This window comes from Chroococcidiopsis sp., from assembly GCF_051657925.1.
In the GTDB taxonomy this organism is placed as follows: Bacteria; Cyanobacteriota; Cyanobacteriia; order Cyanobacteriales; family Chroococcidiopsidaceae; genus Chroococcidiopsis.
This window is the reverse complement of the sequence record NZ_JBOFLP010000219.1, coordinates 1-12,894: the sequence shown is the minus strand read 5'-3', so window position 1 is coordinate 12,894 and position 12,894 is coordinate 1. Positions and strand designations below refer to the sequence as shown.

At 45.8% G+C, this 12,894-nt stretch carries 11 protein-coding genes; all 11 read right to left on the bottom strand.

Annotated features, from left to right (window positions below; genetic code table 11):
* Positions 1-3 precede the first annotated feature (3 nt).
* Positions 4-1,170, bottom strand: a complete 1,167-nt coding sequence (locus tag ACRC32_RS17695; protein ID WP_438555203.1) for an alpha/beta fold hydrolase — start codon at positions 1,168-1,170, stop codon at positions 4-6.
* A 291-nt stretch (positions 1,171-1,461) separates the two neighbouring features.
* Entirely contained in the window at positions 1,462-3,102 is a 1,641-nt protein-coding gene (locus ACRC32_RS17690) for a class I adenylate-forming enzyme family protein (protein WP_438555202.1), read from the bottom strand.
* Between the two features lie 178 nt (positions 3,103-3,280).
* Positions 3,281-4,972 carry an HAL/PAL/TAL family ammonia-lyase gene (locus ACRC32_RS17685; protein WP_438555201.1) on the bottom strand — a complete coding sequence of 564 codons (1,692 nt, stop codon included), beginning with the start codon at positions 4,970-4,972 and terminating at the stop codon, positions 3,281-3,283.
* Positions 4,973-5,427: 455 nt separating this feature from the next.
* Complete coding sequence (locus tag ACRC32_RS17680) at positions 5,428-5,628, bottom strand: hypothetical protein (RefSeq protein ID WP_438555200.1); 201 nt, start codon at positions 5,626-5,628, stop codon at positions 5,428-5,430.
* Between the two features lie 99 nt (positions 5,629-5,727).
* Positions 5,728-6,477 (bottom strand): alpha/beta hydrolase fold domain-containing protein, encoded by a 750-nt coding sequence (locus tag ACRC32_RS17675; RefSeq protein ID WP_438555199.1) that lies wholly within the window; start codon positions 6,475-6,477, stop codon positions 5,728-5,730.
* 466 nt (positions 6,478-6,943) lie between these two features.
* Positions 6,944-7,786, bottom strand: coding sequence for a polysaccharide lyase (locus tag ACRC32_RS17670; protein WP_438555198.1), 843 nt, complete (start codon positions 7,784-7,786; stop codon positions 6,944-6,946).
* Positions 7,787-7,911: 125 nt separating this feature from the next.
* Positions 7,912-9,147: a polysialyltransferase family glycosyltransferase gene (locus tag ACRC32_RS17665; RefSeq protein ID WP_438555197.1), complete on the bottom strand. Its 1,236-nt coding sequence runs from the start codon at positions 9,145-9,147 to the stop codon at positions 7,912-7,914.
* Positions 9,148-9,170: 23 nt separating this feature from the next.
* Positions 9,171-9,737 (bottom strand): KdsC family phosphatase, encoded by a 567-nt coding sequence (locus ACRC32_RS17660; RefSeq protein ID WP_438555196.1) that lies wholly within the window; start codon positions 9,735-9,737, stop codon positions 9,171-9,173.
* Position 9,738: 1 nt separating this feature from the next.
* Positions 9,739-10,575, bottom strand: coding sequence for a 3-deoxy-8-phosphooctulonate synthase (kdsA, locus tag ACRC32_RS17655; RefSeq protein ID WP_438555195.1), 837 nt, complete (start codon positions 10,573-10,575; stop codon positions 9,739-9,741).
* Between the two features lie 209 nt (positions 10,576-10,784).
* Positions 10,785-12,182, bottom strand: coding sequence for a nucleotide sugar dehydrogenase (locus tag ACRC32_RS17650; RefSeq protein ID WP_438555194.1), 1,398 nt, complete (start codon positions 12,180-12,182; stop codon positions 10,785-10,787).
* A gap of 101 nt (positions 12,183-12,283) precedes the next feature.
* On the bottom strand, positions 12,284-12,894 hold a 611-nt coding region (locus ACRC32_RS17645), incomplete at its 5' end, for a 3-deoxy-manno-octulosonate cytidylyltransferase (RefSeq protein ID WP_438555193.1).

Sequence of the window (12,894 nt, the reverse complement as noted above, 5' to 3'; positions counted from 1 at the left end):
GCATCAACTAACATGATTACTCCCAGTCAATTCTGCTGTGTCTAATGCGGTATCTAAGCTAGCTCTTAATTTCTCGGTCAAGCCTGCGACATGAGGTTCTTTGAGCATAGAGCCGTGATGACCGGAAACGTCGTGGCTTTCCAATTCTCCGACGAGATTCCCCCAGCCGTATTGCGGATCTCGGTCGTACCAATCATCGGGTGTAGGAAAATCTCGTCCCATGTAGTACCAACCCATCGGCGGTTCGCTAGCGCGAAACAAAGTCACCTGACCTGGGTATACTTGCGGTACGTAAGCTTTTACTGCACGCCTGATACAAATTCCTATATATCTTCTTTTCCGTTCGTAGGGCCAGTCCAGCCACTTAATTCTGAATAATTGATATAGTCGACAAACATTTTTGTTGTATAATCTCAGCCATGCACTTCTGAGCATTTTTAAAGGATATTTGGCTCCCAGTCGGAAAAGGTTGCGCCAGTGACGCGCCAGCCTTTCTGGAATTGATACTGGTGGGAAACTACCAGGTACAAAGGTATCAAACAAGCCTAAAAAAGCGACTTGCTCGCCTTCTGCGTGCAACTGCTGGGCGATCTCATACGCCACCAAACCTCCAGAAGAAAAGCCGCCTAAAAAGTAAGGTCCTTCTGGCTGGACGGTACGCATTTCTTGAATGTAGAAAGCCGCCATATCTTCAATTCGATCTAGGGCTTCTTCTTTGCCATCGACTCCGCGTGCTTGCAATCCATAAAAAGGTCGATCCGTTCCCAAATGGTTAGCTAATTCGTTAAACACAAGCACGTTTGCGCCATTACCATGAACGCAAAAGAAGGGTGGTTTCGAGCCATTTGGTTGAATTGGCACAAGCGAAGACCAAGATGGTGAAGTTGTTTCACCTAGAACGCTTGCTAGTTGTTCCACCGTGGGAGACTGGAGCAAGGTAGATAGGGAAAGACTTTTGCCAAATGTTTGCTCGATTTGCGCAAACAAACGGACGGCGAGTAGCGAATCTCCCCCAATCTCAAAAAAATTGTCTCTGATGCTGATGGGCGTAATTTCTAAAAGCTGTTCCCAGATCTCGACAAGTTGAGTTTGGGTAGAATTCTGGGGTGCTACATAGTCTGCTTCTAAATTGGATTGGTCTAATCTAACTGTTTGGGCAGAATGGCTCATAAGAAAAGATGGGAATTGTAGAAACTGCTCAGCTTCACGTCGATGGAATGCAACTGCGGCAAAAGAGATCCCCCCTAGCCCCCCTTAAAAAGGGGGGAACAAAGCCCCCCTGACTTAGAAGGAATGCCCCACTTAATCAGAAAAGAACAAAGCCCCTGACTTAGAAGGAATACCCCACTTAATCAGAAAAGAACAAAGCCCCTGACTTAGAAGGAATGCCCCACTTAATCAGAAAAGAACAAAGCCCCCCTTTTTAAGGGGGGTTGGGGGGATCTTCTGCGGCGTAGACGCTCAATTTCGGCGTTTGAAAATATTCCCCAACGATTTGAGTACGCCGCCGCCGCTCGTATCGTTACTAGGCGCTGATGTTGTAGCGACTAAAGGAATTGGTTTGGCGATCGCCCCTACAGCAGTACTGCCTTTTTTCAGCGCGGCTTCGTTGGCTGCTTCATCGCGTAAAACTCGCTTCAACACTTTGCCTGTGGGGTTTTTGGGAATGGAATCGACAAACTTAATCGCTTTTGGCATTTTGTAAGCTGCCATTCTTTCAGCGCAGAAAGCAATCATTTGTTTTTCAGTCACGTTGCAATCCGGCTTCAGGACGATGTTAGCCTTGACAATTTCACTTTTTTCTAAATCGGGTACGCCATAGACAGCAACTTCGGCAACTGCTGGATGTTCGTAGATGACGTTTTCGACTTCCGTGGGATACACTTTAAACCCAGCCACGTTGATCATGTCCTTAGAGCGATCGACGATGTAAAAGAAGCCGTCTTCGTCAACCTGTCCGATATCGCCAGTGTAAAACCAACCATTTTTAATCGCTTCGGCGGTTTCAAACGGACGATTCCAATAACCGAGCATGACGTTTGGACCCCGAATCGCGATCTCGCCTAACTCACCTGGCTCTACATCTTTACCATTGTTGACGACTTTCATTTCCACATTTTCGATCGCCGTCCCAACCGATCCGGGTTTATAGATATAGTCGTGGTTGTAGCTGGCGCAGGGAGATGTTTCCGTTAAACCGTAGCCTTGATGAATTACCAACCCGTACTTGTCGTACCACTTCTGAGCAACTTCTGTTGGGAGGGGTGCGGCGGCGGAAAAGTAAAACCGTACGGATTTGAGTTGGTCTTTAGGCAGATCCATATTCAGCAGCACCAAGAAAACTGTTGGCACGCCGAAAAACATGGTAATTTGTTCGTCAGTGACAGATTTTAGGATTTGCGTCAGATCGAAATTGCGGTGTAATACTAGCGTGGCACAAGCATTGAGTCCGGCATTCAGGACGGCATTTTGCCCGAAACAATGGAATAGCGGCAGATAAAGTAAGATCCGATCCTCAGCCTGCATTCCACAACAATGCTGTTGCGAGTAGCTGTTAGAAATTAAATTGCCATGAGACAGGGTAGCTCCCTTCGGAAAACCAGTCGTTCCCGAAGTATAGACGATCGCCGCCGGAGCGTAGCGATCCATTTCCACGCCACGGGCGCTGGGTGAAGCATTTGCCATCAGTTCGGCAAGGCTAGTTCCCACAGTGGCTGTACCTTCGGCAATCAGAACGTGTTTGAGCTGTGGTAAGTCTTCTTGGGGAACATTTTTCACCAGATCTGCTGTTGTCACCACAGCCTTAGCACCGCAGTCGTCGAGGATAAACTTGACTTCACTGCTTTTGAGCATGGCATTGAGCGAAACGGCGATCGCGCCCAGTTTCAAAATGCCCAAATAGGAGATGATAAATTCGGGAATGTTGGGCAAAAACAAGGCAATGCGATCGCTACGGTGAACGCCTAAATCTCGCAACCCGTTGGCAACGCGATTCGCTAGCCGATCTAATTCAGCATAAGTAAAAGTCGTGCCTTCAAAAATCAGTGCAGGTTTATCGGGAAATAAATGACAACCGCGTTCTATGTGCTGTGTGATGTTCATGGCATTGGCATACTTATAGAGCTTTTATACAAGAGATCCCCCAACCCCCTTAAAAAGGGGGCATTTATTCCCCCCTTTTTAAGGGGAGGACGCTTACGTGGGCGGGTTTCCCGACTTGAGTAAAGTGTCCGTGGGCTAGGGGGGATCTCTTCTGTCGTAGTCAAAAAGACAATTGGTCTTACTTCAAACTAGACAAAACACTTTGCATTGCTGCCACAATCCGACCACCAGCTGCAATATCAGCGGCAATGCGAGCAATATGATCGTCTAGCGGTTGCTCGTTATCGTTGCGGATGTATGGACGATCTGCTGAAGGTGGAACGCCAACGACCTCGCGCACGGCTAGGTACAACTCTCTGGTTGTAGGTGAAACGCACTCGCTTGCGTCGTAATGGTCTGCAATTAACTGCGTCCGCAAATCGACAGCTTGCACTCCAAACATCAGCGCCACTGCCATATATTGCTGGAAGATCTCGATCGATCGCCGTGCTAAATTGGCGGAAGCAAATCCTTGGCTGTTGATATTTTGGTTGAATTGTTCGGCGTGGGTGGGGTAGCGATCGGCGATCGAGTTGCCATAGAACGATAGTATTGGCATGATCGAGTTGCCAGTAATTTGCAGTGCCTTCAAGCCCATATTGACGCTGCGCTCTCTGTTACCAACTAAAGACGGTGACAGTCCGTGGTTAAATTCTGGAGCGACCAAAAGCGCAATTTGAACATCGAGATGCTTGGCTAACATCCCCATGTGGTAGCGCAGGCGATCCATTCCCATGCCTACGTACTGTCCGAGGAAGTTGCCACCGTGGTAGCTTGCTTGTTGCTCGGCATCGATCAGGGGATTGTCAGTCACCGAGTTCATTTCTTGCTCGATTTGAGTCGTAATCTCCGCCAAACCATCGACGATGGGTCCCATATACTGGGGCAAGCAACGCAGGGAATAACGATCTTGGATCGGATCTCCACCGCGATAGTCATGCGTACCATTCAACTCATCGCGGATTAACAGCGAACCCACCAAAAGATCGAGCATTTGACTAGCTGCCCACTTTTGCCCAGGATGCGGTTTGCGATCGTGGACAAACGGGTGGAACGATTGATTCGTGCCATGCAAGCCTTGAATCGCAAGTGCGTGCGCCCCCATTGACAGTGCGAGGAGGATTCTTGCGTCGTAAACGCAATTTGCTGCAATCCCCGTCATTACCGAAGTCCCGTTCATCATCGCCAGCCCTTCTTTAGGTAGGAGTGGCAATGGTTGTAGTCCCAGTCGATTTAGAGCCGTGGGAGCATCGACTTCTTCCCCGTTGAAGTCAACTTTATAACAGGTATCGAGTCCAGTAATTGCACCAGTGATGTATGCCAAGGGTGTGAGATCGCCACTTGCCCCAATCGAGCCAAATTCATGTACGTGTGGCGTGACATTGGTATTCAGGAAAGTTTCCACGCGCCGGATCAATTCGAGCCGAATCGCTGACGCACCGTACATATGGGAATTAGCCCGCAAGAGCATCGCCGCCCGCACATCTGGTTTCGACAACTTTTGTCCTGCGCCTGCCTTGTGATACCAAATCAAGTTATTTTGCAACAGTTGAGCAGATTCCGGCGAGATTACAACATTCGCCATCCCACCAAAACCAGATGTCACGCCGTAAATTGGCGCTCCCGATGCCACTGCATCAGCAATGTAGTCGCACGATGCCTGAACGCCTTGTAGAACGTCTTCGCGATCGCTCAAGCGCACCTTTGCGCCATGCCGTGCCACGCTCACGACATCATCTATGGTCAGGCTATTGTCACCGACAACGACAGTCTTATTCGGATCGTTAACTAAAGGCAGTGACTTGTTTGTTTGGAAATCAACTACGTTCATGTAGAAATTCTCTGTAGAGGACAAAAGCAATTCGCAATTCGCAATTAAATTCAAGTGCGCTCCGACTGATTTACCCAATCGCGCTGTTTCGACAATTAAATGTTCAACTCGCCTGTTTAAAAGGCTGATTCACCCGCATGACCTGTGCGAAATTTAGATATGCAAAAAAGGCGCGAAATCTCGCGCCTTCATACAGCTCATATTGAAAATTGTTCGAGTCGTGTTGAGGATGGAACTATTATCTGACTATCTGACCGAGCAGCTCATTTCCGAAAAGTAACAATACTTCTAACTCACTAGGACTGTTAAACTGCACTCTCGGTGTCGTTTCTAACAACCCACAATGCCATGCACTGGGATAAGTAAACTAGTAAATTGTATATTTTACTTATAACGAAAAGTACTGCGATTGTCAAATAATTATTCGTATAAACAGACTCACTAGTAAACATCGTTCATGCGGTTGGATGCTCGATCGGCTGTGACAATACGTATTGTTCTGGGTATTGTTCGGGATCGTTCGGAGATGCATCGATCGCGGTAGCACTCGTAGTATTGTGAAAGGAAAATATACCGCGAGTGTAGTCCCACACTAGAGCGATCGCAAAGATCGTAATTATCAGTAAAAATCCCACTAGCAGTAAAATCAACAACATTATTACGCCCTTTCAGCAAAAATTCTGCAACTGAATATACGCAAACAGATCGTCACTCTAAACACTGTATTGTTTTTGACGCTCGAACTTAGTGAAGACTTAGTAAAGATGTCGATGAAAAAAGTTTTCTAACTGCGCCAGTAGCAAGGGAGAATCAAATTTTTTCCCGTGTCCGCCGCCTTTCACAATTTCTAATGACACCTCCACCCCCGCCTGCTGTAGCGCCTCAAACAATAATTGACTTTGATTGAGCGGCACTATAAAGTCATCATCTGCATGGAAAATCGCGAAAGGGGGAGCATCTTCATTGACATAAGCGATCGGGTTTGCCTGCATTGCTTTTTCCTGATTTTCTTCAACAATTCCGCCGATCAGCAATGCTTCGGGAGCATCAGCTGCGCTATGAGAGATCTGCCGAGGAAAGTCATTTATGCGGGTGAAATCCGTAGGAGCAAACCAGTCGCACACAGCTTGGACGCGACTAGAAAAACTCTCCCAGCCCCCCTCGCCTTCCAATTCCTTAACGCCAGCAGTTGTCCCCAAAAGCGCCGCTAAATGACCACCCGCCGACCTACCCCAGACCCCAATGCGATCGCGATTTAGATGCAATTCTTTCGCATGAGCGCGCAAAAAACGCACTGCACATTTACAATCTTCAATTTGGGCTGGGAAAATTGCTTCATGGCTCAAGCGATACTCGATACTAGCGCACAAATACCCTTGGCGGGCAAAGGGAAGTAACAGTTCGATTCCTTGCTCTTTACTTCCTTCCATCCACGCTCCACCATGTATCCATATCAGACCAGGCATGGGCATTTCAGGTAAGATTTTAGAGTGAAGAATGTCCATTTTCAGCGGGCGTTGTTCACCCCGAGTAAACACGATGTCCCGCCGATGAATTAAGTCATGAGGAATTTTAGTTTTTTTGAGTTTGTGGTGAAAAAGAGCGAAGTTGGGGAGTCGTACGGGTGGGTTTCTACAGGATATCCCTGAAACAACCCAGAATTGTGCGGATAAACCCGCCCGTACGGGGGTCGGGAGTCGGAAATTGCTTATTAAGTTAGCTTTTAGATAATTCATCATTAGTAGGGTGGGTAATGCCCACCTTACGCTTATTGACTGTGTTTCCAGTTGGACATCACCCATATTTAATGCTTCAATTTCAACGCTTAAATTTTACTGAATATATCTTTTTAACTTTGCCGAGTCAAACAATATTAGTTTGAATAATATGAATTCATCGAATGGTAGATGCAGCCCGTGAAAGTGAGCCATCTCAATAATACTCTTGATTCGCTACTGAGTAATCTTCTACTCAATCACGCGGAGCAATATCTTCGTATCTAGCGTTAGCATCTCCAACCCTAACTTCATCAAAATAAAGTTCTCTTTCGCTAACGATCGATTTGTCTGGCTGGTTTTTCCAATCACCCTTATATATTCCAATTTTGAGATATGGTCCCCTCGCATCATTATAGTTATTCGGTCCATTTCTTCTCACAACTAATTTGCCATCTTGCCACACCTCCAATCGACCATCTGAACCACTAGACCACTTAACATGAAACACGAAGTCTGTCCACTTTCCGGTTTGGTAAAGACCTAAATCTACCACCTCTTTACCTTCTGGAACTACTGTAACTCGTTTTGAGTCCCATTTTCTGTTTAAAATGAATTTACCATCTTTTGTACTGAGAGAAAGAGCTGGAGATTTCCAAGTTTCACCTAAGTTTTTATCCGGTAGATCGTGCCATTGAGCGATGATTTCACTAGATGGATCTTGTTGGTAATCAGAAGGTAAGAAAACACTAAAACCATACCATATTTCTGAATCTGCTGGGACTTCTCCAAGTTTCAATTCGGCACGCTTCACACCATATAGGCGAGCATCCTCTTTTTTCAGAGTAAACTTAATAGCTTGGTTTCCTGCACGTGCAGGAGAATTCACAATCTCAGCTGAATAGTTACAGCAAAGTTCTGTTCCCCACTCAGAAAATCCTGATTCAAAATCACTGAGAAAAACGAGAGTGTCACTTTTTACTTTACTACTCAAAGGCATCAACCAAATTGTTACCAAGACTAGAAGTAACTTCGTGATCGAGCTAAGAAATACGAAGTCTATCCACTGTTGATGTCGATCGCGATGTTTTCTGAACATTTTCTAACCTCCAAATTACGCCAAGTGGAGTGGCTCTACTTTTTCGATGGATTAGTAGAAAGAAATGCTGAGGTTATTTAATCTAATTCCTCCCCTGATTTGTCATAACGTTCGTTCGAGTCTTGTTAAACTAGAACAGGATTTAAGTTTCTAATTCCCTGAACTGTAGATAGTAGATCGGCTTCATGCTGGATTCTACTTTCCACATGATCGGGATAAAAGAATTGTTGTACTATGTCATTGCCGAAGCCCAGAGTACAACGTGTATCCAAAACAAATTCCAGCGTTAAACAAGCAGAGCTAAATGTATAAACTCTGGGATTTTGCAGATTTGATACTTCTGTGGTTAAGAAAATTTCCATGAAAATTAATTCAAATGGAAGATAAAACAAAAAGTCTTCAGCTAGCAAAATTACATCTGCATAAAGATCGCTAAGATTAGACTTTAATTGCAGTAATTTTTCTCTAGAGTTTCTGGGATGTGGTTTAATTAAGAGAACTTCGCCAGGGCAAATTCCTCTGGTTACTAAAAACTCTCGATAAGCAGCAATTTCACTCTCTGATGATATTCTGCCCGATTCAGAAAAATTACTCGTGAGTAAAATTGATGTGGGAGCAGTTTGGATTTGAGCGCGTAGGTTTTCAATGTAACTAATATCTATGAAATCAGATAGCTTAGCACTTAACTTTTGAAAAGTCTCTCGGTAAACATCCCTGTCAAGAATAACCACTGGAATTGCAGGTTCTTGTCCAAAAGCAAATGGGAGAGAGAAATAACCAATGTCTAGCTTTTGTTCGCTCAGCGATCGCTTTCGAGGTAAAAATTCTCTGATTTTTTCCTTTGACGACCTATAGATAAAGTCTAGATAATTACGCGAATCTCTCAATAGATTAGCTTTAGGAAAAGCTGATTGTGCCGTGTAAACTCCAATGCCGTTACCGTAGCAAATCTTTTCGGCATCTTGATAGAGATTCATCACCAACTGGTCTTCAAAATCGTATTCATGCGCCAGAAAGATTTCATCAAAATGCTGACTCCCGGTTAATGCATGAACTAAGTCAGTCACTTTAGATAAACCAGACTGCTTCACTTTTTGGGAAATTGCTTGTTTTTGCTCCAAGGGCATATAAGCAACTTTTTCCCAAGTGCAAATCGATTGAGCCATTTTTTCAATCAAAGCAGCAAATTCCTCACTTTGTCCTTGGGGAGCAAATAGAGGAGTAATTAGCAGGTAGTTTTCGTACTGCAAATTCTGGTCTTGTCGTGCCTTTTCTCGATAATTCATGACTGACAAAACCGTGACGAGTTGAATGCTACCAAAACAAACGACAAGCCGCTTAATTGTTTTTGATGTTGACATACTTTATTTCTATGCGAGTGAATTTATTTCACCGTTTGGAGGGCAACAATGAGATCGCAGATTTCGCGAACCGCTCCTTGCCCTCCAGGTAATTTAGTGATGTAAAGAGCGCAGTCTTGATTGGCACGCATGGCATCAGCTACCGTTAAAGGACAGCCAACAACGTGCATGACTTCTAGATCGTTAATGTCATCACCAACATATGCCACTTGAGACAAAGATATGTCTAAGTTTTGACACAGATGAATTAGAGTCGGTAATTTATCTTTAATCCCCAGATAAGCGTGATTAATTCCTAAATCTTTGGCGCGATGAAGGGTGGATGAAAAAGACTTAGCTGTAATAATGGCAACTTCTACGCCAGAGTACATTAATCGTTTTAATCCTTGACCATCCTTGATGTTAAATCGCTGTTGAACCTCACCGCTTTCCGAGTAGTAAAGACCCCCATCTGTGAGGACACCATCAACATCAAGAACTAACAATTTGACTTGCGACAAGCGCGCATTTCTTTCAGAAATATTGTGCGAATCTCCTGGAAAGCTGCTGTGCGATCGCAGTTCGGGTTCAAATTCAGAAATGGTTGTCATGTTAAACAAGAGCGGGAGTTACTTCTAAACAGTTACGGATGCTGACAATTTGTCTCAACACGGTTTCCAATTGAGCCAGAGGAATCATATTTGGACCATCACTTGGTGCATTGTCTGGATCTTCGTGAATTTCCATAAATAAGGCATCAATTCCAATGGCGGCGGCGGCTCTTGCCAAGGAAGGTACAAATTGGCGCTGTCCGCCAGATTTATCACCTTGACCCCCCGGCATTTGAACGCTGTGGGTGGCATCAAAGACTACGGGATACCCCAGCGATCGCATTTGTGGTAGAGAACGAAAATCTACTACCAAAGTGTTGTAGCCGAAACTCGTACCGCGCTCGGTTAAAAGAATGCGCTTGGTTCCACCTGCTTCTAACTTGCGCACGACTTGCCTCATATCCCAAGGTGCGAGAAACTGACCCTTTTTAATATTGACAACTTTGCCTGTTGCTGCTGCTGCCAAAAGCAAATCGGTTTGCCGACACAAAAAAGCAGGAATTTGTAGAACATCAACGACTTCTGCTACAGTCACCGCTTGGTGGCTTTCGTGAATATCGGTGAGTACTGGGACTCCGACTTCCTCTTTTACCCGTTGGAGAATTTTGAGTCCAGATTCTATCGGTTGTCCGCGAAAAGAATTAATTGAGGTGCGGTTGGCTTTATCAAAGGAAGACTTGAAGATAAAAGAAACACCCAAGCGATCGCACACTTTAGCAATTTCCTCTGCCATTTTCAGCGTAAAGTCCCCCGACTCAATCACGCAGGGACCACCAATTAAGGTGAGAGGACAGCCATCGCCAATGGAGAGAGTTTTGGAAATTTGGGTTTGAATCATTTTGACTACTCAATATACGACTTCTCAAGCACCAATACTTTTCGATCCCCCCTAGCCCCCCTTTTTAAGGGGGGAACGAATGCCCCCATTTTTCAAAAGGAGAACAAAGTCTCCTCAACCAGCAAGGAACAAAGCCCCCCTTAAAAAGGGGGTGGGGGGGATCTGCAATCTTTGCAGATGTTAACGGAGATTATTGTTTCAAAAACCTACTACCTAGCAATAGGAGCAACGTCTTTGTTGTTAGCGCGATCGCTGCCCGCAAATGGCAAGATTTTCTTAGCAGGCTGTTTTTTCTGCCAAGAAATCCCTTCATAGTTAGCCAAGTCTGTAACGGCATCGCTGCTCAACCGCACCAAGTCAAGAACCGCAACGCTACTCTTGAGTCCTTGTATGTTGCTGAATTCCGGTCGTTTTTGAGTAATTACTAGAGTTTGGCATTCATTCAACACGCTATCGATATCCGTGCGCAAAATGCGATCGATTTGCGGTAGCTGGCGTTGCAGGTATTCTAAGTTACTACCCAATAGCACCTCTAGATTTACGTCTGGATCGTAGACCGATATTTCTAAGCCATCCTGCCACAACTGACGGATGAGGCTAATGACGGGACTTTCGCGCAGATCGTCTGTACCTGCTTTAAAACTCAAACCCAAGATACCGACATGCTTAGCACCAGTTTCGTGAATTTTGATCCGAGCTGCTTCAATTTGCAACGTGTTGCTAGGTAGTACTGAGTCTAGAATCGGGATTTCAACCCCCAACTGCCGAGCGTTGAAAATGAGAGAGCGCAAGTCTTTTGGTAAACAAGAGCCACCAAAAGCAAATCCAGGCTTGAGATAGGCAGGGGAGATGTTGAGCTTAGTATCGGCACAAACGAGCTGCATCAGGACGTGACTATCTATTCCCAGGCGATCGCAAATCCGACCAATTTCATTACTAAACCCGATCTTGAGGGCGTGAAATGTATTGTTAACTACCTTCAACAATTCCGCTTCCTCTAATGCCACGCGATGCAAAGGAGCCTGGATATTGCTATAGAGTTGAGCGATCGCATCACCCGATCGTTTGTCTAATTCACCAATTACGGTATAAGGAGGCGCGTGAAAATCCTTGACTGCTTCAGTCTCGCGCAGAAATTCTGGATTTACTACTAAACCAAAGTCCTCGCCAGCAGAACGCAGCGAATGCTGTTCTAGCAATGGTAGGAGAAAATCGCGGGTCACGCCAGGAAAAACCGTGCTGCGGAGAACGACAACGTGATAGCGTTGTGAATGCTTCAACCCGCTACCGATCTGTTGGGCAACTCCTTTTATATAGTTGAGCATTGGACTACCATCAGCCATGCTAGGCGTACCAACGCAGATGAGAGAAGCATCAGCTTCAGCGACGTATTGTTCGCCATCCGTTACAGCACGCAACCGTCCTTGAGCGATTCCTTGCTGAATTAATTCATCGAGATCGGGTTCTTTTAACGGACTGCGCCCGCTGTTAAAGACTTTTACCTTTTCTGGGTTGAGTTCTACACCTATGACATCATGTCCGGCTTGCGCCAAGCAAGCAGCAACAACTGTACCGACATAACCTAAACCCCAAACGATAACGCGCATGGTTATTTTCCTATTAAGTGAGTAGGGAGCAGGGAGGAGCGAGGAGTGAGTAGGGAGCAGGGAGGAGTGAGGAGTGAGGAGTGAGGAGTGTGTTTTGACTTTTAACTTTTGACTTTTAACTTTTGACTTTTGACTTCTTTAACGGTGCTTTGAGCAATTAAGGCTTGCGCTTGTAGCAGATCGCTCGGTGTGTTGATTTCCAGCACGGCTTTTTGAGTTTGACAAACGACGATCGAATAACCGTGTTCGAGTACGCGCAACTGTTCTAACCCTTCGCAGTGTTCTAGCGGTGTCGGAGTCAACTGAGCGTATTTGGCAAGAAAATTGCGGCTAAAAGCGTAGAGTCCGAGGTGGTGAAATACTGGCGCAGAACCCGCGTTGCGATAGTAAGGAATGGGAGAACGGGAGAAATAGAGCGCCCGATCGCGGCGATCGCACAAGACTTTTACGGCGTTGGGATCGTTGTAGCTCTCTTCATGCAGCGGACAGGCTAGGGTCGTCATATCGGGTGACTCTCCTTGCAAGTAGGGAGTGACGAGCTGAGTCAGCATATCTGCGGTGACGAAGGGTTGATCGCCTTGGACGTTAGCGATCGCCGTCATTTCAGGATATCGTTCTGCGACTTCTGCGACTCGATCCGTACCTGTTTGATGGTCGCTGCGGGTCATTTCCACCACCCCACCAAACCGACGCACGCAGTCAGCGATCGCCG

Bases quoted from the DNA above. Each gene is read 5' to 3' on its own strand.
- ACRC32_RS17680 (WP_438555200.1), bottom strand. From the start codon at position 5,628: ATGTTGTTGATTTTACTGCTAGTGGGATTTTTACTGATAATTACGATC.
- ACRC32_RS17660 (WP_438555196.1), bottom strand. From the start codon at position 9,737: ATGACAACCATTTCTGAATTTGAACCCGAACTGCGATCGCACAGCAGC.
- ACRC32_RS17690 (WP_438555202.1), bottom strand. From the start codon at position 3,102: ATGAACATCACACAGCACATAGAACGCGGTTGTCATTTATTTCCCGAT.
- kdsA (WP_438555195.1), bottom strand. From the start codon at position 10,575: ATGATTCAAACCCAAATTTCCAAAACTCTCTCCATTGGCGATGGCTGT.
- ACRC32_RS17665 (WP_438555197.1), bottom strand. From the start codon at position 9,147: ATGTCAACATCAAAAACAATTAAGCGGCTTGTCGTTTGTTTTGGTAGC.
- ACRC32_RS17695 (WP_438555203.1), bottom strand. From the start codon at position 1,170: ATGAGCCATTCTGCCCAAACAGTTAGATTAGACCAATCCAATTTAGAA.
- ACRC32_RS17685 (WP_438555201.1), bottom strand. From the start codon at position 4,972: ATGAACGTAGTTGATTTCCAAACAAACAAGTCACTGCCTTTAGTTAAC.
- ACRC32_RS17670 (WP_438555198.1), bottom strand. From the start codon at position 7,786: ATGTTCAGAAAACATCGCGATCGACATCAACAGTGGATAGACTTCGTA.
- ACRC32_RS17650 (WP_438555194.1), bottom strand. From the start codon at position 12,182: ATGCGCGTTATCGTTTGGGGTTTAGGTTATGTCGGTACAGTTGTTGCT.
- ACRC32_RS17675 (WP_438555199.1), bottom strand. From the start codon at position 6,477: ATGGACATTCTTCACTCTAAAATCTTACCTGAAATGCCCATGCCTGGT.